At 58.7% G+C, this 22,252-nt stretch carries 17 protein-coding genes; 4 read left to right on the forward strand and 13 right to left on the reverse strand.

Annotation, left to right across the window (positions count from 1 at the left end; genetic code table 11):
* Positions 1 to 115: 115 nt before the first annotated feature.
* Positions 116 to 2,479 carry a glycoside hydrolase family 31 protein gene (locus tag BW958_RS00880; RefSeq protein ID WP_076573424.1) on the reverse strand — a complete coding sequence of 788 codons (2,364 nt, stop codon included), beginning with the start codon at positions 2,477 to 2,479 and terminating at the stop codon, positions 116 to 118.
* A gap of 31 nt (positions 2,480 to 2,510) precedes the next feature.
* The gene (locus BW958_RS00885; protein ID WP_076573426.1) at positions 2,511 to 3,818 is read right to left on the reverse strand and encodes an MFS transporter; all 1,308 of its coding nucleotides are present in this window, start codon (positions 3,816 to 3,818) and stop codon (positions 2,511 to 2,513) included.
* A gap of 309 nt (positions 3,819 to 4,127) precedes the next feature.
* On the opposite strand from BW958_RS00885, the gene BW958_RS00890 reads away from it, so the two are divergent.
* Positions 4,128 to 5,576 (forward strand): mannitol dehydrogenase family protein, encoded by a 1,449-nt coding sequence (locus tag BW958_RS00890; RefSeq protein ID WP_256701747.1) that lies wholly within the window; start codon positions 4,128 to 4,130, stop codon positions 5,574 to 5,576.
* Between the two features lie 11 nt (positions 5,577 to 5,587).
* The gene (uxaC, locus tag BW958_RS00895; protein WP_076573430.1) at positions 5,588 to 7,015 is read left to right on the forward strand and encodes a glucuronate isomerase; all 1,428 of its coding nucleotides are present in this window, start codon (positions 5,588 to 5,590) and stop codon (positions 7,013 to 7,015) included.
* Positions 7,016 to 7,076: 61 nt separating this feature from the next.
* On the opposite strand, the gene BW958_RS00900 is transcribed toward uxaC, so the two are convergent.
* From BW958_RS00900 to BW958_RS00935, 8 genes are all read right to left on the reverse strand, one after another.
* The gene (locus BW958_RS00900) at positions 7,077 to 8,579 is read right to left on the reverse strand and encodes an FGGY family carbohydrate kinase (protein ID WP_076573432.1); all 1,503 of its coding nucleotides are present in this window, start codon (positions 8,577 to 8,579) and stop codon (positions 7,077 to 7,079) included.
* 61 nt (positions 8,580 to 8,640) lie between these two features.
* Positions 8,641 to 10,059: an L-fucose/L-arabinose isomerase family protein gene (locus BW958_RS00905; RefSeq protein ID WP_076573434.1), complete on the reverse strand. Its 1,419-nt coding sequence runs from the start codon at positions 10,057 to 10,059 to the stop codon at positions 8,641 to 8,643.
* An 89-nt stretch (positions 10,060 to 10,148) separates the two neighbouring features.
* On the reverse strand, positions 10,149 to 11,093 hold the full coding sequence (locus BW958_RS00910) for a transketolase family protein (protein WP_076573436.1): 945 nt from the start codon (positions 11,091 to 11,093) through the stop codon (positions 10,149 to 10,151).
* Positions 11,086 to 11,916: a transketolase gene (locus BW958_RS00915; RefSeq protein WP_076573438.1), complete on the reverse strand. Its 831-nt coding sequence runs from the start codon at positions 11,914 to 11,916 to the stop codon at positions 11,086 to 11,088. Before BW958_RS00915 ends, BW958_RS00910 begins: the two co-directional genes overlap by 8 nt.
* Positions 11,917 to 11,995: 79 nt before the next feature.
* Entirely contained in the window at positions 11,996 to 13,096 is a 1,101-nt protein-coding gene (locus BW958_RS00920) for an ABC transporter permease (RefSeq protein ID WP_076573440.1), read from the reverse strand.
* 1 nt (position 13,097) lies between these two features.
* Positions 13,098 to 14,624: a sugar ABC transporter ATP-binding protein gene (locus BW958_RS00925; protein WP_083687203.1), complete on the reverse strand. Its 1,527-nt coding sequence runs from the start codon at positions 14,622 to 14,624 to the stop codon at positions 13,098 to 13,100.
* Positions 14,624 to 15,229, reverse strand: a complete 606-nt coding sequence (locus BW958_RS00930) for a DUF2291 family protein (protein WP_076573442.1) — start codon at positions 15,227 to 15,229, stop codon at positions 14,624 to 14,626. The genes BW958_RS00925 and BW958_RS00930 overlap by 1 nt, the downstream gene beginning before the upstream one ends.
* Before the next feature lie 12 nt (positions 15,230 to 15,241).
* Positions 15,242 to 16,183 carry a D-ribose ABC transporter substrate-binding protein gene (locus BW958_RS00935; protein WP_076573444.1) on the reverse strand — a complete coding sequence of 314 codons (942 nt, stop codon included), beginning with the start codon at positions 16,181 to 16,183 and terminating at the stop codon, positions 15,242 to 15,244.
* Positions 16,184 to 16,665: 482 nt separating this feature from the next.
* Between BW958_RS00935 and BW958_RS00940 the strand changes: the two genes are divergently transcribed.
* Positions 16,666 to 17,610, forward strand: a complete 945-nt coding sequence (locus BW958_RS00940; protein ID WP_076573446.1) for a sugar-binding transcriptional regulator — start codon at positions 16,666 to 16,668, stop codon at positions 17,608 to 17,610.
* Positions 17,611 to 17,744: 134 nt separating this feature from the next.
* Here the strand turns inward: BW958_RS00940 and BW958_RS00945 are convergent, their stop codons facing one another.
* Both BW958_RS00945 and BW958_RS00950 read right to left on the reverse strand, forming a co-directional pair.
* Entirely contained in the window at positions 17,745 to 18,422 is a 678-nt protein-coding gene (locus tag BW958_RS00945; protein WP_076573448.1) for a type 1 glutamine amidotransferase domain-containing protein, read from the reverse strand.
* A gap of 49 nt (positions 18,423 to 18,471) precedes the next feature.
* Positions 18,472 to 19,887 (reverse strand): coniferyl aldehyde dehydrogenase, encoded by a 1,416-nt coding sequence (locus tag BW958_RS00950; protein WP_076573450.1) that lies wholly within the window; start codon positions 19,885 to 19,887, stop codon positions 18,472 to 18,474.
* Between the two features lie 142 nt (positions 19,888 to 20,029).
* Between BW958_RS00950 and BW958_RS00955 the strand changes: the two genes are divergently transcribed.
* Positions 20,030 to 20,935 carry a LysR family transcriptional regulator gene (locus BW958_RS00955; RefSeq protein ID WP_076573452.1) on the forward strand — a complete coding sequence of 302 codons (906 nt, stop codon included), beginning with the start codon at positions 20,030 to 20,032 and terminating at the stop codon, positions 20,933 to 20,935.
* Positions 20,936 to 20,981: 46 nt separating this feature from the next.
* Here BW958_RS00955 and BW958_RS00960 read toward each other — a convergent pair whose 3' ends face one another.
* Positions 20,982 to 22,220 carry an MFS transporter gene (locus BW958_RS00960; protein ID WP_218641721.1) on the reverse strand — a complete coding sequence of 413 codons (1,239 nt, stop codon included), beginning with the start codon at positions 22,218 to 22,220 and terminating at the stop codon, positions 20,982 to 20,984.
* Between the last annotated feature and the right edge of the window lie 32 nt (positions 22,221 to 22,252).

Below are 22,252 nucleotides of genomic sequence, written 5' to 3' on the forward strand. Positions count from 1 at the left end.
CACACTCCTGAGTGATTTGATAATTACGAATGGTAGGGAATTGTGCCAAATTGGTCAACCAAAGCAAAGCGTTGGTTGATGTCTGTCACCTTTTTACATTCAACTCAGCATGTGGTTACTCACGTTGCCAGTGGGATTGCTGCTTACCGTTGATATAGAGCGTTCTCTGTTCTGATTCCGGTAGCGTGATATTGAGGTGGTGCCAGGCTGGCTCAAAGTTACCTTCACAGGTGAAGTTCACATCGATACGTGTGGCGTCAGAGCTTATCTGCCAGTACAGCCAGAATGCGTTGTTGCGCTGATAGCCGTAACTCTCGCCGTCATCTTCAAACAGCATTCCGCCGTCATTTCCTTCGCCAAGGTGCGGGAACAAAAGCAAGGTTCGCTGATCATCAGCTTGCATATCGCTATAGGCGACGCGCGATGAGAGGGGGAGCATGGCCCCGGCGCGCACCAGCAGTGGAATGCGCTCCAGTGGTGCATCCAGAACGATGTGCTGGCCGCCGCAATACCACTGACCTGTATAAAAGTCATACCAGCCGCTCTGATTATCTGGCAGATAGACAGGGCGTTGACGTTGACCAGGTTCAACCACACTGGCAACCAACAGATCGCGACCGAGTAAAAAGTCATCACCCTCAATAAAGGTGTTGGGATCCTGCTCGTGATCCAGGAAGGTGGGGCGCAGTATGGGTTCATCGCGACTACTGGCGAGCCACAACAGCGTATAGAGGTAGGGCAGCAACCGATATCGCAGCGCGATGGCTGAACGGATAATCGGTGTCACTGATGGGTACATCCAGGGTTCGTTGACCGTATGATCATCGTTCCAGGAGTGAATAGTGAAACGAGGATGCATTACCCCATTTTGAACCCAACGTACAAACAATTCCGGATCGGGTTTTTCGCCTGAAAAACCGCCGACATCATGGCCGACGTTATACAGCCCGGAAAGGCTCATGCCGAGACCCATTCGGATGTTATAACGAAGTGTTTGCCAGTTGGTGCGATTATCCCCACTCCAGGTTTGGACATAGCGCTGCATGCCTGCACAACCGGAACGTGAAATCAGATACGGACGAAGAGTCGGTGCAAATTGCTGTTGTGCTTCAAGAGACGCTCTCATCATCAGCAATGGCATGACAGGGCGGATTAATTTGATCGGGATAGGTTGACCAAAACCATTGCAACTGGCCTCAGCATCCCAAATTTCATATTCGTTGTTGTCGTTCCAGGTTGAATCAATGCCTTTTTTTAGCAGTTGTTCGGTCACATTATCCTGCCACCACTGGATAGTAGCCGGATTGGTAAAGTCTAGGTGTGAACCCTCGTCATCCCAGAAAACAGAACGTTCAGGCTGATCTGACTCAGAATCACGTATAAACAGCCCTAGTTCGGCGACTTCTTCATAGCGTGGATGGTCTTGTAGCAAACAGGGTTTAATGTTGGCCGCCAGTTTGAAACCAGCTTGATGGAATGCGGCACTCATCCCTTCAGGGTCTGGCACTTTGTCTCGATTCCAATTAAAGACATAACGTTTGTTGCCAATCGAGGTGTAACCCGAAGAGAGTTGGAATGAGTCACAAGGAATGGCATGTTTATGGCACAGCCGGATGAAATTCATCAACTGTTGTTGGGCATCGGGTGCATCTGTGTAATGCATGGTTGAGCCGCTATAACCCAAACTCCAGCGTGGAGGAAAGATAGTTTTTCCGGTTAACCTGACAAAGCGCTGGGTCACCTCTAACACCGTTGGACCCAGCATCAGGTAATAATCCAAATCACCAGCTTCCGCCTGATAGCGGCGATAGGGCAGGTGATAATTATCCAGCTCGTTACCAAGATCGATCTGGCAGGTGCTCAAGTTGTCATAGAAAAGCCCGAAACTGACACCTTCATTGCGGGTGATGGTAAAGGGAATATGTTTGTATAGCGGGTCTGTGCTGGCCGCGTTGTAACCCATCGCATCGAGATTACGCATTTCGAAACGGCGGCCGGAACGCTCCAGATCACCACTTTTTTCGCCCAAGCCATAATAGCGATCAGAAGGATGGCGACGTTGGAAGTGTGCGATACCATCGCCATGCGGGTTGAGCTGGTAAGCGCCTGTATGTCTGTCAGTGGCCAAGGTTAGCCACTGACCTTCACTCAGGTACTCCCACTCCAACCAGAGCGGCTGATGGATGGTTATTCGCAGAGATGTGGTAGTGATCCGCACCCCTTCTTCAAGGGTTTCTAAACGATAACCTGGCAGGCTAAACCCTTCGCAGCTATTTCTGAATCGACCTGTCCATGGGGTATCACGCTCTGGCGCAATACTCCAGGTTCTATTCAGGGTCAAACCTTCTGGGCGCTGAATCATGACTCTGCATAGGGTCTCTTCCAGCACATAGATACGCATCAAATAGCGTTCTTCGATCTTGAGTTCAACAAACTCATCAGTGTGTTGGTTAAGAACCCATTTTTTCAGTGTTTTCATAATCTACTCGTACGGATATAGGGACGATACATCAGATCTGCTGGGACTTTGCTTTTCGCTCAGCAATAAGGGAGATGAGGAAAATGGCACCAAACAGATCAAAGAACCCCATGGCAATAAAGAGTGGGTTATAGCCAATGGTATCGGCAGTGACACCGATGATCAGGGAAAACAGAAAGCTCGCAATCCAGGCGCAAGAGCCGCGCATACCGTTGACTGTCGCCATCTGGCCTTTATCAAAACGTTCAACGACCACAGCGCTAAGCATGCAGGAGATCACTTGGTGGCCAAATCCGCCAATCGAAATCAGCAGAATAGTCAGGTAGGGATTCTGTGTAGTCGCGACCAATGCCAGTGATAGCATCAGGAAGGCCCCCGTGACGGAGCTGGCAACCACCGAGTTGACACGAGTTAAGCCAAATAGACGAGCATAGATTTTAGTCAGATATCCGCTGGCGATGCTGCCAAGATCCGCTGCGAGAAAAGGCAGCCAGGCAAACATGGCGATTTGCTTGAGATCCATGCCGCGTTCGTTGGCAAGATAGAGCGGAACCCAAAAACTGAGTACTGCCCAAGCTGGTTCTGCCATAAAGGCAGGGATCGCAATACCATAAAAGCGCTTGTTTTTGGCGACCGTTTTTAACGCTTGAAAGAAGGGTTGCTTTACTGGTGCAGCTTCATTGTCTTGGCGGATATGGGCCAATTCTTCACTGCCCAAATTCGGGTGTTGTTCCGGGTTGTGATAGAAAGCAAACCAGAGCGCCACCCATATCAGTGCCAATACACCCGAAAGCAGGAATGCACCATGCCAGCCAAATGAGGCATGAGCCATCACAATGATCGGTGGTGCCAGCATAGCTCCAATTGAAAAGCCAACCCCGGCCCAACCAGCTGCAATCGGACGTTCTGATTTTGGGAACCACTCACCGAGTGTTTTGGCGTTCGCAGGGGTGGCAGCGGCTTCGGCGCCTCCCATAAAGAAACGAAGGATTGCCAAGTGCATCCAGCTACCAGCTCCGGCATGTAGCATACTGACAACCGCCCAGATGATGGCACAGATCATAAAGCCCATCTTGAGCCCGACTACATCGATAAACCAGCCACACAAGGGTTGGAAAAAGGTATAGGCAAGCTGGAAGGCCCCGACTATCCAGGAATATTCCTGTGTGCTGATACCCAGACTGGTTTTCAGCTCGGGAGCCAGGATACCTAATGCGTTACGAGTAATGTAGTTAACCGTGACGCCGATCAAAAACAAGACAAGCATCCACCAACGCAAATTCTTGATAATTCCTTTTTTACTCACCGTCGGAACAGTTCGTTCGGCCATTTGGCTCATCGCGTTTCTCCACAATTAATGGAATGAGGGATCTGCCGGATGGCCATTCGGCAGACGGGTGTCAGTTCGCTCAAGCAGAGACATGATGGTGAGAAGGTTAATTGGTGGTCAACAAAACATATTTATTTGGGTGACCTAAATCACATTAAAAAGTAAAATTGGTCAACCAAAAATGTTATTTCTGTTGTTTATCACTCAGTGTGGCGTAGGATTACGGTGATGAAGTGAATGATGTGGTACATGTAGGCATTTGGTTAACCAGAATTCCCATGTCGTTCAACATGACACGTAAGATGAGGGATGAAAAACGTGACGACAAAGACTGAGAGTCCGCGCAAAGATAATTATGCAAAAAATCAATTGGTTAGCCGGATAGTGCATCTGGGCTTTGGCGCCTTTCACCGGGCCCATCAGGCGCTGATCACCCACGAGGCTCAGGCCAAAGGCGGCGGCGATTGGGGCATCTGTGAAGTCAATCTGGTGGGGGGCGAGGCCTTGATTGAGGCGCTGCGCCAGCAACAGCACCGTTACACCGTGCTGGAGAAAGGGGCCGATGGCGCCATTGCCAAACAGATCTGCTCAGTGACCGAGTCGCTGCATCCGGCACTCGACGGTATCCATGCCGTGCTGGAAAAGTTAGCCGAGCCGCAGGTGGCCATCGTTTCGCTCACCATTACCGAGAAGGGTTACTGCGCCGCACCGGCCAGTGGCGAGCTCGATGTGAACAATCCCCTGATTGCCCACGACCTGATGCACCCTGCCGAGCCCAGCTCGGCCATCGGCTATCTGGTGGCGGCCCTGCGGCTGCGTCGGGAGCGGGGATTGCCTCCCTTTACCATCCTCTCTTGTGACAATGTGCAGGCTAACGGCAAGGTAGCGCGCCGCGCCGTGCTCGGGTTGGCGGCGTTGCAAGAGCCTGAGTTGGCCGAGTGGATCCGCGCTCAGGTGACCTTCCCCTGCACCATGGTCGATCGCATCGTGCCGGCCGCGACCGCCGAGACACTGGCCGAGATTGAGGGGCATGTCGGTCACGCCGATCCGTGCGGTATTGCCTGCGAGCCGTTTCGGCAGTGGGTGATTGAGGATCACTTTGTCGCTGGTCGTCCTGCGTGGGATCTGGCCGGTGCCGAGTTTGTTGAAGATGTAGAGCCATTCGAGGAGATGAAACTGCGCATGCTCAACGGCAGTCACTCGTTTCTTGCTTACCTCGGCTACCTCGGTGGCTATGCCCACATCTTCGAGACCATGACCAATCCGGATTACCGCAAGGCGGCATTTCATCTGATGCTCAATGAACAGGCACCAACGCTGCACATGCCGGTTGGTACCGATTTGGCGGCGTATGCCAAGCTGCTGGTCGAGCGCTTTAGCAATCCGGCGCTCAAGCACCAGACTTGGCAGATCGCCATGGATGGTAGCCAGAAACTACCGCAGCGGATGATTGAATCGGTGCTGTTTCACCTGCGCCGTGGCAGTGACTATCGCTATCTTGCGCTCGGCATCGCGGGCTGGATGCGCTATGTGAGCGGGGTCGACGAATCGGGTCAGATCATTGATGTGCGCGATCCACTGGTTGACCAATTCAAGGCAATTTATGCCGAACATGGTCTCTCGGTGGCAGTCGTGCCGGCGTTGCTGGCCATTGACGCCATCTTTGGCCGCGAGTTATCGGCCCATGAGGGGTTTGTCCACAGCGTCACCGAGGCTTACGACGCACTGCTCAAACAGGGTGCCCGTCACTGCGTCGCGACGTTATAGGAGGGTTGGCCATGTCCCGCTTTATGAGTGCCGATTTTCTATTGGGGAGCAGCCCGGCGCGCCAGCTCTATCATGAGTATGCCGCCGCCATGCCCATCTATGACTACCACTGTCACCTCTCGCCCAAAGAGATTGCCGACGATCGCCGTTTCGACAACCTCGGCCAGATCTGGCTGGAGGGCGATCACTACAAGTGGCGCGCCATGCGGGCTGCCGGTGTGCCCGAGGCGCTGATCACCGGCAAGGGCGTGGATGATTACGAGCGCTATCTGGCGTGGGCCAACACAGTACCGCGCACGCTTGGCAACCCGCTGTTTCACTGGACCCACCTTGAGCTGCGCCGTCCCTTTGGGCTGGAAGGGGTGGTGTTTGGGCCGGACACTGCGCGCGAGGTGTGGCAGCACTGCAATGCCCTGCTGGCTGGCCCTGCTTTTTCGGCCCGTGGCTTGATGCGCCAGATGCAGGTGAAGTTGGTGGGCACCACCGACGATCCTATTGATTCCCTTGAGCATCACGCCCGCATTGCACGTGACCCCGAGATGGAGATTGAGGTGGCGCCGACCTGGCGGCCGGATCGCGCCTTCAAAATTGAGCTGCCGGGATTTGCCGATTACCTGCTGGCACTTGGCGCAGCAGCCAGGGTGGAGATCGATAGCTTTGCCAGCTTGCAAGAAGCGCTGCTGGCCCGCCTTGATCACTTTGCCAAACACGGTTGCCGCGCCGCCGACCATGGGATTGAAGTGGTGCGCTATGCCGATTATCCCGGTGAGACGCAGCTGGATCGAATCCTTGCCCGCCGCTTGGCCGGTGAGCATCTTGGTGAGGACGAGGTGGCTGCCTTTACTACGGCACTGCAGGTGTGGCTTGGTCGTCAATATGCCCGGCTCGGCTGGGTGATGCAGCTGCATATGGGCGCCCAGCGCAATAACAACAGTCGGCAGTTTAGTGCACTGGGTCCTGATGCCGGGTTTGACTCCATTGGCGATCGCCCCTATGCCCGTGAGCTGTCCCAGTTACTCGATGCGATGGAGCAGAGCGACGAGTTGCCAAAGACCATCCTCTATTGCCTTAATCCCCGTGACAACGAGATGATTGCTACCATGATCGGCAACTTTCAGGGGGGCGGCGTGGCTGGCAAGATCCAGTTTGGCTCCGGCTGGTGGTTCAACGATCAAAAAGATGGGATGCAGCGCCAGCTCGAGCAGCTCTCCCAGTTGGGATTGCTGAGCCAGTTTGTCGGCATGCTGACCGACTCACGCAGCTTTCTCTCCTACACCCGCCACGAATATTTCCGCCGCATCCTGTGCGCCATGATGGGCCGCTGGGTAGAAGCCGGGGAGGTGCCGGACGATCTGCCGCGCCTTGGCGCCATGGTACAGGACATCTGCTACCACAATGCCAGACGCTATTTCGCCAGAGCCGGCGAGTCGTTGGCCTGATACGTCACAGGTAACAACAAGGCCGGTCAGCGTACGCTGTCCGGCCTTGTTGTTTACATCGTTACGCTGCGCTTGCCGGCAGGCTCTTTTGCACGGCGGCTTGCCATTCGCGCCAGCAGGTTTGCAGGGCGATATGGCGGGGCGGCGCAGGGGTGAAGGTATCGTGATGTACCCCATGTGCCATTGGCAGGGGGCCGTCGCCCAGTAAGGTGCGCTGGGCCAGCATGGCGACGCCAAGGGCCGAGAGTTCGGCCACGTCGCTGCGCATCACCGGGCAACCGAGCAGGTCGGCTTGATACTGCATCAGCCAGTCGTTGCTGGTCGGGCCGCCGTCCACCATCAGGGCTTCCAGTTGAAAATCCGGGTGCTTGGCCATTGCAGCCAGCACGTCGGCAATCTGGTAGGTGATGGCCTCAAGCGCCGCACGCACCAGATGGGCGCGGGTGACGCCCCGGCTCAGACCGCAGATCACCCCGCGCGCCTGATCATTCCACCAGGGGGCGCCAAGTCCAGTCAGGGCCGGCACAAAATAGACCCCCAGTGTGGAATCGACACTGGCTGGCAGACGGGCCAGCTCGCGGGCCAGCTCGTCGGGGGGCAGCTCGGAGAGCCCCGTGCATTCATCCATCCAGGCCACCGCATCACCGGTATGCGGAATATTGCCCTCCAGCGCATGGGTCAGCGTCTTGCCATCGTGCCAGGCAACGGTGGTGGCCAGCGTTGGCAGCTGCTCACCGGTTGCCGCGACCGGCGCCATGATTGACGAGCCGGTGCCGTAGGTGGCCTTGACGCAACCGGCGCGGCCCTGGGCATGACCAAACAGCGCGGCATGCGAGTCGCCGGCCATGGCGAGGATCGGCACCCCGTCGGGAATGCCGGGTACGCCACGGGTCAGCGCAAAGCGGCTGCTGGTGGGTTGCACCTGTGCCAATGCTGCGCGGGGAATATGGAACATGGCCAGCATGTCCGGGTCCCATTCACCGCGATGGATATTAAACAACTGGGTGCGCGAGGCATTGGAGGGATCGGTGGCAAATTGGCTGCCACCGCTTAAGTGCCACAGCAGCCAGCTATCGATAGTGCCAAGGCAAATCTCTCCCTGCTCGGCGAGCTGCTGACCATGGGGCAGGTTATCGAGCAGCCAGCGCATCTTGCTGGCGGAAAACAGCGGCGCAATCGGCAGTCCGGTGCTGGCGCGGATCGGCTCGTCACAGTGGTCCCGGTGTAATTGATGGCAAAGGGGGGCACTGCGCGAGCACTGCCAGGTGATGGCGGCGTGGATCGGTTTGCCGCTGGCGCGATACCAGCCGATGGTGGTTTCGCGCTGGTTGCTGATGGCAATCCCGGCCACCTTGCCGGGGTCAACGGCCGCAAACACCTCGGCCAGCACGCTCAGGGAAGCGCTCAATAACTGCTCGCCAGATTGCTCGACCCAGCCCTGCTGCGGAGTCTGGATGGTCAGTGGCCGTGAGGCTTTGGCCAGCACCCGACCGTCTTGCTGCACCGCCACTGCTTTGGCGTTGGTGGTGCCTTCATCGAGCGCAATGATGATCTCTTGAGTCATGGAATCTCCTGCGTCGTCATGGGGCAAGGGGCGACGCCGCCGCAGCGGCGCCGTGCCGGGATTACCCGTGCAGGTAGGTGTCGATGCCAAGGTAGCGGGTGAACGCTTCATTGAGCACATCTGCGCTCGCCGAGTGGTTCATCGCCACATGGTGCTCAAAGCCGTTACGGCAGATCCAGGCCAGCAATCCTTCGAGATGCGGAACCTGTACCACGGCGCGGCAGCCCACGGTGTCGAGCGGATCATCGACCGATGCGCCTTGGCCCACATAGGCCTTGATGCTGCCGCTGATGTCGTCGGTGGTGAGGCGAAAATAGGTGAGCGGACCGGCCTTGAAGCGGCCATGCACTGCGCCGCAGGTGTTCTCTTTGCCAACCGTGGTGCCGATGATATCGGCGGTGCTCATGGTCGGGCTCTCGAGACTGGCGCTGGCAAAGTTGCCGCAGTGGAACAGGACGCACTTGTCGCGCTCATCACCGAAGTTGTTGTTCCAGTCGGCAATCGACGCGGGGCTCAAGGTGGCGCTGGCCAGCGCATACATGGAGAGGGCACCCATCACGTCCACTTCACAGGCGCTCGGCATCAACTGGCCGGAGAGCACGCTCATGATGGAGCAGACGTTGATGCCAAGGTTCTCCTGCAGCGAGGTCCAGCACTGGATGGCGGTGGTGTCGATGTCGTTGGCGACGATCCATTCGCTCAGCACCACGAACAGCTTGGCCATGGCGGTCAGCTTGTCAGCCGGAATGCCCGCGGTGTCGGCGTTGCGCATTAGCAGGGCTCGCTTTTCATCGACCCGCAGATCACCATCTTCCAGTCGCTGGATGCGGCTGAACACTTCGGACAGATCCAGGGTTTCGACGGTGACCCCCATCTGCTCGAGCAGTTTTTCGCTGTAGCGCACCGTGTTAAAGCTGGCCGGACGGGCACCGATGGCACCAATGCGCACGCCACGCATGGCGGTGACAACCCGACACACCTGCTCGAAGCGGCGCAGGTCACTGCAAAATGCGTCGCCGGTCAGGGCGCACACATGCTGGCGGGTGAGGGTGAAGGGGATGCCGTACTGGCGCAGGTTGTTGCAAAGGGAGATCTTGCCGCAGAAGCTGTCACGGCGTGTGGCCAGCCCCATCTTGTCGAGGTTGTCCTCTTCGGCCTGGATCAGGACCGGCACCTTGAGGCCAGAGAGACGAATGGCTTCGGCCACCGCTTTTTCATCGCCAAAGTTGGGCAGCAGAACCACGATGCCGTGGATCTCGTCGCGGTGCTGACGCAGCAGGTCGGCGCACACCTTGGCATCCTGACGGGTTTCCACGCCGCCCAGCGGGGTTTGCTGTTCGCTGAGCATCACGCTGCGAATACCAAGACGTTCAAACAGGGCAGCCGCCTCTTTGCGGGCTTCGCCGACCAGATAACTTGGGAAAAAGCCGCGGTTGCCAATGATCACGGCCATGGTGAGCTGTTGCGGGATACGGGACATAGCTTGCTCCATCAATTTCCAGAAAATGCCGCTGCCTCGGGGCAGCCGGTCGATATGAGGGCGCACAGCCGTGCTGCGCGCCGTGTCCTTTACTGTGGCTGGCAGAGCGCTTGGGCAGTGCGTACCACGCCGGCGGCATCGATGCCGTGGTAGGCCCGCAAGGCGCTGCGATCGGCTGCCAGGGCATAACCGCCATCGGCGATCCCCAGACGACGCAAGGGCATGGCCGCGCCAGCTTCCGCCAGCACCTCGGCCACCAGAGAGCCGAGCCCGCCATTGATGTTGTGTTCTTCGACCGTGATCACTCCCTTGCAATGTTGCAGGGCACTGAGCAACTGCGCCCGATTGCAAGGACGGATCGACGGTACGCTGATCACCGCAGCCGCCAAACCCCGGCTCGCCAAAACTGTGGCAGCCTCGACAATTTCATGGACGGTCGAGCCCATGGCCACCAGTGCCACGTCGTGGCCCTGGCGCAGCACATCAATCTGGCCGGGTTCAAAGTGGTAGTGCTCGTCGTGCAGCACCGGCAGCGCCTTGCCATCGAGACGGATATAGACCGGGCCGACGTGCGCGAGGGCGTAATCGATGATCTGGCGGCACTCGACCGGGCAGGAGGGGGCATAGATCTCGATGTTGCCAAAGCCGCGCAAGACCGAGATGTCATCGATGCTGTGGTGGGTGCTGGCGAGCGGGCCGTAGCTGGCACCCGAGTTGAGACCAAACAGCTTGACGTTGGTGTTGTTGTAGCAGACGTCAATTTTGATCTGCTCGTTGGCGCGCGAGATAAGAAACGGCGCTGCGTTACAGGTGGCCGCCACCTTGCCGCCAAGCGCCAGCCCGGCGGCCGTGCCGACCAGAGCCTGCTCGGCGATCCCGACATTGACCAGTCGCCCCGGGAAGGCTTTGACGAAGGGGGAGATCTTGGCGGTCGAGGTGGAGTCGGCCACCACCGGCACCAGATCAACGCCACGTTCGACGGCATCGATAAAGGCGTTGACCATCACGGTGGCCAGATGTTCGCTGTTACTCATCGCTAAGTTCCTCCAGAGCCAGTGTTACCTCTTCTCCCTTGGGCACCCGGTGGTGCCACTCGGCCTTGCCGGCAATAAAGGAGATCCCTGCGCCCTTGGTAGTGTGAGCAATCACTACCTGGGGTTTGCCTTGCGGCGTTAACTGCTCAAGGGTGCGCACCACGTCGGCCATGTCGTTGCCGTTGCAGTCGCACACCGCCATGCCGAACGCACGCCATTTGGCATCGAGCGGGTCGGTATTCATGATCTCGCGGGTCGGCCCCGCCAGTTGCAGACCGTTCTGGTCGTTGATGATGATGAGGTTATCCAGCCCATAGTGAGCAGCCACTAGCGCCGCTTCCCAGTTGCTGCCTTCGGCAAGCTCCCCATCACCGGTGATGACAAACACCCGGCGCGCACTGCCGCTGCGTTTGGCCGCCAGGGCCAGCCCCACGGCGACCGGCAGACCGTGGCCGAGCGCCCCGGTATTGAGCTCGATGCCTGGCGTCTTGTGGCGAACCGGATGGCCCGGTAGGTGCGAGTCGGCATGCTGGTAAGTGGCCAGCCAGGCTTCGGGAATGTAGCCAGCTTCGGCCAGTACGCAGTAGTAACTGCCCACTGCGTGCCCTTTAGACTGGATGTAGATGTCGCGCTGCTCGTCATTGAGGCGGTCCGGTGCGCAGTTCAGTACGCGAAAATAGAGCGCCGTCAGCAGCTCGACCTGGGAGAGATCGGCGCCGGTGTGGCCGCCTGCCGGGCTATTGGCATTGAGCAGGACGATGCGGCGGCGCACGGCGCGGGCCTTGCGTACCAACTCATCGACCGAGAGAGAGAACGGGTTCATAACCTTACCTCTGAGTTTTGAATTTAAAATCGATAACGAATATTTATTCCCGCTGGTTAAAAAAAGGGGCGACAACACGCTACCCCTGCTTGCCTCCCTCCATGGCGACCTTCTGGGCCACCACGGCAACCTTCTGCTGCATGCGGTTCTGCATCTGGTCGATGATGACGGCGATGATGATGACCACCCCCTTGATGACCATTTGCCAGAACTCGCTCACCCCCATCATCACCAGTCCGTCGGCCAGAAAGCCGATGACAAAGGCGCCGATCAGGGTGCCGAGGATGGTGCCACGACCGCCGGCGAGCGAGGTGCCGCCCAGCACCACGGCAGCGATGGCGTTCATTTCAAAAGCGGTCCCGTTGGCCGGGTGGCTGGCCAGCAGCTGAGCCGAGACCACGATACCGGCGATGGCGGCGCACAGACCCGAGAGGGTATAGACCCAGATTTTGACCTGCTTGACCTTGACGCCGGAGAGCTCGGCGGCGCGCTCATTATCACCGATGGCGTAAACATGGCGGCCAAACGGCAGATTGCGGGCGACATAGACAATGGCGATGGCGAGCAGCACCATGATCCAGATGGCCCACGGGATGCCGAGCAGGGTGCCGGCTCCAATTTCATCAAAGCCGGTGTTACCCAGTTGCGGATTACCGGCCAGACCGGGGAAGGTCTCCCCGCCCGAGGTGAGCATGGCGGCGCCGCGCAGCACATACATGGTGCCAAGGGTGCAGATGAAGGGGGCCACGTTATAGCGGGTGATGATCCAGCCGTTGATGGCGCCGATCAGCGCGCCGATCACCAGCACCAGCGGCACAATGACCCAGACACTCGGGAAGATGGCGATGCCAAACATCGGCAGCACGATCCCCTTGGTGATGAGCCAGCCGGCAATCATGCCGCACAGACCGAGGGTGGCGCCGATCGACAGATCGATACCGGCAGTGATGATGACAAAGGTGATGCCAAGCGCCAGAAAGGCGTTGATGGCGATGTGTTTTATCATGATCACCAGACTGCCGGGGGCCAGAAAGTCAGGCACCATGGCGGTAAAGAAACCGACGATCAGAAACAGGGCGATAAAGGTGCGCAGTTTGAGCAGCAGCAACACCAGCTGCTCGCGTGAACTGACGGCAGGTACCGGTCGCGTGGTCATGGTCATAGTCTCGTGAATACTCATGTCAGAACCCCTGGGCACTGGCTGTCACCAGCGCCGGTTCGTTTGCGTCTGCCCGTGGTATGTCGGCGGTGAGTTTGCCACCGGACATCACCAGAATGCGATCCGACACCGCCATGATCTCCTTGAGATCCGAGGTGGAGAACAGCACGGCGATCCCCTGCTCGGAGAGCTGCACCATCATGCGAAACACGTCGGCCTTGGCGCCGACGTCGATGCCGCGGGTCGGCTCATCGAGCAGCAGCACCTTGGGGCTGGTGAGCAATGAGCGCCCAATCACCACCTTTTGCTGGTTGCCGCCGCTTAAGGCCTGGATCTCTACATCGGGGGAGGAGACCTTGATGGAGAGATTACCGATGGTCTCGTGCACCACCTGCTGCTCGTCCGGTTTCGAGATGGAGACTCCCCGCTGCAGACGGCGCCACAAGCTGGCGATGGTGAGATTGCTGGCCACCGAAGAGATGGGAAAGATACCGGCGCGCTTGCGATCTTCCGGCACCAGGCTCATGCCCATGCGGATGCGCTCGGCAGTGCTCAGGCGCTGCGGCACCGGTTTGCTGTCGAGCCACAACTTGCCCAGATAGTTCTGCTCGGTGCCAAGCAGGCACTCAAACAGCTCGGTGCGCCCGGCGCCCATCAGGCCATAGATGCCGACTATTTCACCGACCCTGAGCTGAAAGCTCACATCGTCCACTACCTTGCTGCCGGCGCTGTTGACGCAGCTGATGTGCTCAGCCTCGAGCATCACGCCGCCAAACTGGCGCTCGGGGGGCAAAAAGGTGCTGACCGGGTCGCTGCCCAGCATCTGGCGCACAATCCAGGGCACGTCGATGTCGCTGACTTGCGCTTCGGCTTGAAAGCGGCCGTCCCGCAGGATGGTAATCACATCGCCAATGGCCATCAGCTCTTCGAGGCGGTGCGAGATATAGATGATGGAGACGCCCTGGCGGGTCAGCTCACGGATCACCCGAAACAGGATCTCTACCTCGGTTTTGCTGAGCGCCGAGGTGGGTTCATCGAGGATCAGGATGTCGGCATTATCAGCCAGCGCCTTGGCAATCTCGACCAGCTGCTGCTGACCGACCTTGAGGTTGGCCACCAGCTCGCGCGGCGAGATGGGTTGATCGAGCCGGGCCAGCAGCTCGGCGGCGCGCCGCTCCTGCTCGCCCTTATTGATGGGAGTGACCCCGCGTTGCAGCTCGCGGCCAAGGAAGATGTTCTCGGCCACGTTCAGGTTTTCAAACAGGTTGAGCTCCTGGTGCACCATGCCGATACCGTGTGCCAGCGCCTCGCGGGTGTTGGCAAAACTGACCGGCTGGTTGCCAAGAAACATCTGGCCAAGGCTCGGTTGCTGCACACCGGCGAGGATCTTCATCAGGGTCGATTTGCCGGCCCCGTTCTCGCCGATGATGACATTGACCTTGCCGCGCCAGACGTTGTAATCCACGTTGTCGAGCGCCACGGTGCCCGGAAACAGCATCGAGATGCCACGGGTGCACATGACGATGTCATTGGAAATGGCTGCCGTCATTATTGTGCCTCCCGTGTCAGGGCGATTGCCGTGGCGTTGTCGATGGTGGCGCCGTTGAGCGTGACGGCCATCTCGATGGTGACCGGCTGGCCAATCCAGCTCTCATCGACCGTGGGCAGATGCTTGACCGCTTCCCGGTTATAAGCCCGGGCGAGCTGGGCAAACTGCACCTGGTTGGTGAAATCCTGGAAGGTGAAACCGGCGGCATCACGCAGTGTGTTGCTGCGGATCACCGGGCCGATATGCACCGCCAGTGGCGCACCGTTAACGGTCACGACCAACTTGCGCTCGCGTTCGTTACTCGCGTCAATCTGCTCGACCTTGCTCTTGATGCGGACAAACAGGTTCTGACTGCTGCTGCCATGGCTGGCCTGCGCCTTAGCCAGCGCCGCCTCATCGAGTTCAGTATCGCGGGCACGCTGCACCACCTTGATATCCCAGGTTTGCTGCGCTATCTGCTCCGGTGTCAGGTTATCGAAACTGGCCTTGGCTGCCGGATCCGCAGGGATGATCGGTTTGCCGTCGGCGTCCAGTTCGACCACAGTGCAGGCCGTCAGCAACAGGGTGCTGCACAGCAGCGCCGCACCCCATTGTGTTAACCGCATAAGTGCCTCCGCTTATTTGCCGAGCTTGAAGGTGTTGAGCTTGGGCGCGTTGGTCTCATCGATCAGCACGCAATCCATCAGCTGCTTCTCCTGCGTCATGGGCTTGCCCGTTTTCAGGAAGTGATCAGCCTGCACCACGGCCATCTGGGCTTGTTCCCAACCCGGTTGCAGCACGGTGGCCTTGATGTTGCTCTTCTTCAGGATTGAGTCGCGCACATAGTCGCTGCCGTCAAAGCCGACCACGATGATGTTGTGTTTGCCGGCTGCCTTGAGGGCGGCCTCAGCGCCGAGTGCCATGGTGTCGTTGCCGGAGATCACGCCGACGATGTCGGGGTTGCTCTGCAGCATGGATTCCATGCGGGTAAAGGCTTCGGTCTGGCTCCAGTTGGCGGTCTGCTGGGCCACCATCTTCATGTCGGGATAATCATTGATGACATCGTGATAACCCTGAGAGCGCACATGGGCATTGGTGTCGGACTGACGACCAAGCAGCTCCACATACTTGCCCTTACCGCCGAGCAGCTTGACAAACTTCTCGGCGCCAAGCTGGGCGCCTTGATAGTTGTTGGAGACAATTTGGGCCACTGCAATGCCGCTCTTGTTGATCTCGCGATCAATCAGGAAGGAGGGCACGCCGGCGGCTTTGGCCTTCTCGAGCGGACCGACCGTGGCATCGGCACCGGCGTTGTCGAGGATGATGGCCTTGGCTTTACGGGCGATGGCGGTCTCTATCAGCTGGTTTTGCTTGTTCACGTCATCGTCGTGAGAGGCCACCAACGTGGTGTAGCCCAACTCCTTGGCTTTGGCGGCGGCGCCGTCAGCTTCAGCCTTGAAGAAGGGGTTGTCGTGGGAGGGAGTGATGATGGCGATCAGGCCATTATCGGCGGCGTACATTGGGCTCGATACAGCAATCAACGAGGCCACCAGAGCGGTTTTCAGTAGGGTCTTTTTCATCTTGCTCTCCGTCTTGAATATATATTCAATGGTGACTTGTTATTCGTAAGCAACGATATGCCTGTGTTTTTGTGCTGTCTATGACCAGATATGAAGAAATTGTAAAAAGGAGAAAGTGATCACAATCTGCGCGTTTTTAAGCCGGAGATAAGGTGTACTGAAGTGGGGGGTAGGCAAGGGAATACTATTTAAGTTGCTGTAATATATTGTATTTTATTTTTTTTAAGAGTGTTTGGCTCGTCTTGCTTGCGCCGAGTCTCCCAGTCTGGGGTAGCGAGCGGAAAGTTAAAGCGGCGTATCAATGATTGGCTGCGAGGCGCTCGCAGGGGCTCTGCCAAGGTGATGCAGGCGCTCGCCGAGGTTTAGTTAATAAATGGAAGATAGCGAGCCAGATCAACTTAAACGGAGTTAAATGATAAGTGCCTTGTTAAAAATTCAAGCTGGAATAAAAATACAGGGCATCAATCTGGTCGGGGGATGGGATGTCTAAACAGGATGAGCTGAGGCTGTTGGTCAAGATTGCCACACTCTATTACATCGAAGGGAAAAAACAGTCAGAGATTGCCACCTTGCTGCAGATTTCCCAGTCGTTCGTCTCTCGCTCCATCACCCGCTGCCAGAAAGAGGGGCTGGTGAAGATCACCGTGGTGCAGCCGCCCAATATCTTTCTCTCGCTCGAGCAGACGCTGGAGCAAAAATATGGCCTGCGTCAGGCCATCGTGGTCGATGTGGGGGAAGAGGACAGCCCGGCCCAAATCAAACAGGCCATCGGCAGCGCGGCTGCCCATTATCTCGAGACCCGGATCCGGGCCAGCGATCTGGTGGGTATCTCCTCCTGGAGTACCACCATCCGCTGCATGGTCGATGCCATGCATCCTCATAGCATCAAGGCCAGTGGCGTGATCCAGCTGCTCGGTGGTGTCGGCCCGAATGGTAATGTGCAGGCAACCCTGTTGACCCAGAACCTTGCCGCCCTGCTCGATTGCCGCGCCTGGCTACTCCCCTCGCAGAGCATTGAGCGTTCGGTCGAGGAGCGCTCGCGGCTGGTCAATAGTCCAGAAGTCGCTGAAGTGGTTGGGAAATTTGCCGAGGTGAATGTGGCGATTGTCGGTGTCGGCCAACTTGAGCCCTCGCAGCTGCTGAAAAACTCAGGCAACTACTATGACGAGTCGATGCTGCAGGTGCTGGCGGCCAATGGCGCCGTGGGGGATATCTGCCTGCACTACTACAACGCGGCCGGCGAGCCGGTGCTGAGCCGGGAGGATGATCCGGTGATTGGCATGGAGCTGCAGCAGGTGCGCGCCTGCGAGCACGTGATTGGGTTAGCCGGAGGGCTTGATAAGAGTAACGCCATTCGTGGCGCGCTGGCCGGCGGCTATCTCGATGTGTTGATCATCGATTATCCCACCGCTTGCACCCTGATCTGATTCATCGTAAACGGCTCGCCCCCGTATCGGCAGCAAGCGTGCCACACCGGGTGGCAAGAGTGCTGCAGGGATAACCCTCAAATACACACAGCGGACCCGAAGGTCCGCTGTCAGGGGCGTTTAGAACCCGTTTATCAGGCCAGCTTGGCCAGCAGGGCCTTGGCCACACCTTCGGAGCTGGCCGGGTTTTGGCCGGTGATCAGCATGCCATCTTCGACCACAAACGGTGCCCAATCCGGACCCTTCTGATAGTGCCCACCCTGGGCGATAAAGGTATCTTCGATGAGGAAGGGGACCACGTCAGTGAGTGCCACGGCGGCCTCTTCGCCATTGGTAAAACCGGTCACCTGACGCCCCTTGACGATCGGCTCGCCAGCGGTGTTTTTGACATGGCGCAGCACGCCCGGTGCATGGCAGACCAGTCCAAGCGGCTTGCCGCTGCGATCAAAGTGTTCAATCAGCGCGATGGAGTCAGCCGACTCGGCGAGATCCCACAGCGGGCCGTGACCACCCGGGTAGAAGACGGTGTCAAAGTCGTCCGGGTTGATGCTGGCCAGGGTGACGGTGTTGGCGAGCTCATGCTGGGCGGCACTGTCAGCCTTGAAGCGATGGGTCAGCTCGGTCTGAAACTCCGGCAGATCACTTTTGGGGTCGAGCGGCGGCTGACCGCCGGCCGGTGAGGCCAGCACGATCTCGGCGCCAGCATCCTTGAATACATAGTAAGGGGCGGCAAACTCTTCGAGCCAGAAGCCGGTTTTAAGGCCCGTGTTACCAAGATCGCTGTGGGAAGTCAGAACCATTAATACTCTCATGTTGCACTCCTTGGGCCGTCTGTGGCGGCGCAGTCAGTTATAGGTGATGTTATGCGTTCAAAAAGGCTTCAATGGCCGCCAGCTTGTCCTGATAGGGGGCACGCAGACGCAGGCCCGAGGCGCCATCAGCGCTTTGCACCACCACCGGTTTGGCGTGGGTAAAGCGGCGAAAACCGTGTACTCCGTGATAGGCCCCGATGCCCGAAGCGCCAATCCCGCCAAAGGGGAGTGAGTCAATCGAGGCGTGGCTCATCACGTCGTTAATGACCAGCGCGCCCGAGGTGGTGCTACGCATAAAGGCGTGCTGGCGATCGAGGTCGTTGCCAAAATAGTAGGCGGCCAGCGGGCGCGGATGGGCATTAATGTAAGCCACGGCCTGCGCCGGCTCCTGATAGGTCTTGATCGGCAGCAGAGGTCCGAAGATCTCCTCTTGCATGATGGCCATCTCGTCGGTCACGCCGAGCACCAGATGCGGGGCCATTTTGCGGCTGTGGGCATCAAAATCCGGCTCATGCTGCGGGGCTAGGCTGATGATACGGGCACCCTTGGCACGGGCATCGTCCAGCAATCCCACCAGACGGGCGAAGTGGCGGTCGCTGATAATGGCGGTGTAATCCGGGTTGTCCTGAATCGTGGCAAAACTGCGCTGCATAAAGGTGTGAGCGGCTTGTACCAACGCCTCTACCTTCTCTTCGGGCAGCAGCATGTAATCCGGGGAGAGACAGATCTGGCCGGCATTGAAGGTTTTGATGGTCAGGGTACGTTCGGCCACCACCGTTATGTCGGCATCCTGGTCCACCATCACCGGTGACTTGCCACCCAGCTCTAGCGTCACCGGTACCAGGTTTTCGGCGGCGGCGCGCATCACATGGCGACCGACCGTGGTGCTGCCGGTAAAGACCAGATGATCAAAGGGCAGGGCGCTAAAGGCTTGGCCGACGTCGGCATCACCCAGCACTACCATCAACTCGTCGGGAGCAAAGTAGCGACCGACCAGCTCGGCCAGCAGGGCTGACGTGCGTGGTGTCAGCTCGGAAGGCTTGAGCATCGCGGTGTTGCCGGCGGCAAACACCCCTGCCAGCGGGCCAAACGCCAGATTAATCGGGAAGTTCCAGGGGCTGATCACGCCCACCACGCCAATCGGCTGTTGCTCAATCCAGGCCTGCATACCGGGCGCCGGTTGGGCGACCGGCTCGGGTTGCATCCAGCTCATCAGGTGGTCAGAGGCATCTTGCAGCATCTTGATAGAGGTAGCGATGTCAGCCACCAGCGCCTGATAGTGGCTGCGATGGCCAAAATCGGCCTGCATGGCGGCACTCAGGGCCTGATGGTTGTCGCGGATCAGCGCAATGCTGCGAGCCAGGCGATCACGGCGCAGCTCGGCACTGGCCGGGCCGGCGGCCAGATGGGCGCGCTTCATGGCATTGAGAATGGTCAACAGCTCGTGGTTCGTTGATGCCTGCATGATGTTGGCTCCGTAGTGATGGGGTGGACCGGTTGCGGCCCTTACTGGCCGCCTTGTCGATGGGGGGCATCATAAAAGAGGCTCGCGGTGTGGCGCCAACAAGGGTATTTTGGCAGGGGTATAAATTAATTTATGAGGCGATATGTCACTGCTGCGTCTGCGCACTTTTGTCGAGGTTTACCGCCAGCGCTCCATCTCTGGCGCGGCGCGGGTGCTCAACCTGACCCAGCCGGCGGTCTCCCAGCATATCGCTGGGCTTGAGGTCGCCATCGGCAGGCCGCTGTTTGAGCGTCAGAGCAACGGGGTGCAGCCCACGGTGGCGGCTGATGAGCTGGCCGCCGATCTGGGGGACAAACTCGATGCCGCCGAAATGGCGCTGGCTTCGGCGCGCTCGCGCTCGCTCGACATGGCCGGTGCACTGCACTTGATTGGTCACTCCGATTTTATGGCGGAAAAGCTGGCGGCCTTGCTGCTGCCCTTGCTGCAGGAGGGAGTGCGGGTGCGGATGCACACCGGGGACGGCCCCATGGTGACCCAGATGTTGCTCGAAGAGCATTGCGATCTCGGTTTCTCCGCCCATCCGGTCACCGACAGTCGGTTGAAAAGCGAGAAGGTGTTTAGCGATCAGGTGCTGGCGGTGGCCTCGCCGGCGGTGGCCAAGCGGATTCGTGAGGCTGGCGAGCTGTCTGCTGCACTGCTGGCCGAGCCGCTGTTGGCCTACAACGTCCAGCTCTCCTTAATTGATCAGTGGCTGGCGAAAAACCGCATTCCGGTGACCGGACTTATCCCGGCGTCGGTCGGCCAGGATTTGCGTGCCCAGCGCACCTTGCTCTGCCAGGGGTTTGGCTGGTCGGTATTGCCGGCTTATCTGTGCGACAGCGCGATCGCCAGCGGCGAGCTGGCAGTGATAGACGCGCCGGTCGGTAACACCGAGATCCACTACTACCTTATCTGGCTGCCCAGCAAATTGCGCCAGCCGCGAATCGCCCACGCCAGACAGACGTTGCTGTGGCGCCTTGCCGGAGGCGCATCAGGGCGGGGTGGGTAAGAGCCTGAACAGATGAAAGACAGCCGCCGTGCGGCTGTCAGCTCAGTTAAGAAGGTGACTCGGTGCCCGGGATCAACGCCAGGTGACGGCGAGTCAGTGTCCACACCAGCAGTGCAAGAGCAAGCATGAGCAAACCGGCCAGCATCAGGCTGTGCCAACCGCCGAGGTGCCAGAGAGTGCCTGCCAGCAGCGAGCCAGCCGCTCCCCCTAGAAAATTGCAGGTGACAAAGGCGGTATTGAGCCGATTACGTCGTGCGGCATCAAGGGTCAGTAAGCGGGTCTGGTTCAGTACGTTTAGGGTCTGGATGCCGATATCGAGCAACAATACGGCCAGCAGCAATGCCCAGAGCGGCGGGTGAGTTTGCGTTATCAATAGTAGCGCCACGGCACTGAGCAGCAGGCCGGCACCTGTGGCAGGCACCGAGTGGCCGCTATCATGCAGCCGTCCTGCCCGCCTTGCCATCAGGGCCCCTGCCAGCCCAATCAGGCCAACCAGTCCAATCTGCCCAGTGGCGAGCCCGTAGGGCGGCGCACTGAGCAGGAACGTCAATCCGGTCCAAAACAGGGAAAAGACTCCAAACGACAGGGCACCGAGGATCAGGGTGATCTGGGCCGCGCGATGATCCCGCACCACCTGCCACACCGAGTAGAGCAGTGCGCCGTAAGGCAGCGCCGGTCGCGGTGCGTCAGGTGGCAGCCTCTGTGCCTGCAGTATGGCAAGCAGGGCGGTGAGCGCGGCCGCGACAAAATAGATAGCGTGCCAGCCGAGGATATCCGCCAGCAGGCCACTCACCGCTCGTGACAGCAAGATCCCCGAAAGCATGCCGGAAACTAGGGTGCCGATCACCCGGCCGCGCTGCTCGGGGGCGGCGAGTTCACCCGCCAGCGGAGTGAGCAGTTGACCCGCCACGGTGCTAAGACCGAGTGCCCCCATCGCCAGTGTCAGGGTGATGATATCGGGTGCGAGGGCGCAGGCGAGCAGGCAAAGCGCCGAACAGAGCAAGATGGCCGGGATCAATCGCTGGCGAGGCAGGCTGTCACCCAAGGGAACCAGCAGCAAGATACCCAAGGCATAACCGCACTGAGTCGCTGTGACCAGCGCGCCTGCGCGGGCCGGGGAGATAGCCATTGCAGTCGATATCTTTGCGAGCAGAGGCTGGGCCCAATAGAGGTTACCAACTGCCATGCCGGCCGCCAGTGCAAACAGCACTATCTGCCAGCGGCTTAGTGTCGGGCGAACGCGAGATGATGGATGGGTAAAGGTGGTCTTATCCTGCTGCATCATAAAAAGAACCCGGACAGCGCTGCCCGGGAAAA

Source organism: Aeromonas sp. RU39B (genome assembly GCF_900156095.1).
Classification (GTDB): domain Bacteria; phylum Pseudomonadota; class Gammaproteobacteria; order Enterobacterales; family Aeromonadaceae; genus Aeromonas.

What these genes read in the sequence shown, in the direction of transcription:
- BW958_RS00880 (WP_076573424.1), bottom strand. Translation starts at nt 2,479, where the DNA reads ATGAAAACACTGAAAAAATGGGTTCTTAACCAACACACTGATGAGTTT.
- BW958_RS00885 (WP_076573426.1), bottom strand. Translation starts at nt 3,818, where the DNA reads ATGAGCCAAATGGCCGAACGAACTGTTCCGACGGTGAGTAAAAAAGGA.
- uxaC (WP_076573430.1), top strand. Translation starts at nt 5,588, where the DNA reads ATGTCCCGCTTTATGAGTGCCGATTTTCTATTGGGGAGCAGCCCGGCG.
- BW958_RS00900 (WP_076573432.1), bottom strand. Translation starts at nt 8,579, where the DNA reads ATGACTCAAGAGATCATCATTGCGCTCGATGAAGGCACCACCAACGCC.
- BW958_RS00905 (WP_076573434.1), bottom strand. Translation starts at nt 10,059, where the DNA reads ATGTCCCGTATCCCGCAACAGCTCACCATGGCCGTGATCATTGGCAAC.
- BW958_RS00910 (WP_076573436.1), bottom strand. Translation starts at nt 11,093, where the DNA reads ATGAGTAACAGCGAACATCTGGCCACCGTGATGGTCAACGCCTTTATC.
- BW958_RS00915 (WP_076573438.1), bottom strand. Translation starts at nt 11,916, where the DNA reads ATGAACCCGTTCTCTCTCTCGGTCGATGAGTTGGTACGCAAGGCCCGC.
- BW958_RS00920 (WP_076573440.1), bottom strand. Translation starts at nt 13,096, where the DNA reads ATGAGTATTCACGAGACTATGACCATGACCACGCGACCGGTACCTGCC.
- BW958_RS00925 (WP_083687203.1), bottom strand. Translation starts at nt 14,624, where the DNA reads ATGACGGCAGCCATTTCCAATGACATCGTCATGTGCACCCGTGGCATC.
- BW958_RS00930 (WP_076573442.1), bottom strand. Translation starts at nt 15,229, where the DNA reads ATGCGGTTAACACAATGGGGTGCGGCGCTGCTGTGCAGCACCCTGTTG.
- BW958_RS00935 (WP_076573444.1), bottom strand. Translation starts at nt 16,183, where the DNA reads ATGAAAAAGACCCTACTGAAAACCGCTCTGGTGGCCTCGTTGATTGCT.
- BW958_RS00940 (WP_076573446.1), top strand. Translation starts at nt 16,666, where the DNA reads ATGTCTAAACAGGATGAGCTGAGGCTGTTGGTCAAGATTGCCACACTC.
- BW958_RS00945 (WP_076573448.1), bottom strand. Translation starts at nt 18,422, where the DNA reads ATGAGAGTATTAATGGTTCTGACTTCCCACAGCGATCTTGGTAACACG.
- BW958_RS00950 (WP_076573450.1), bottom strand. Translation starts at nt 19,887, where the DNA reads ATGCAGGCATCAACGAACCACGAGCTGTTGACCATTCTCAATGCCATG.
- BW958_RS00955 (WP_076573452.1), top strand. Translation starts at nt 20,030, where the DNA reads ATGTCACTGCTGCGTCTGCGCACTTTTGTCGAGGTTTACCGCCAGCGC.
- BW958_RS00960 (WP_218641721.1), bottom strand. Translation starts at nt 22,220, where the DNA reads ATGATGCAGCAGGATAAGACCACCTTTACCCATCCATCATCTCGCGTT.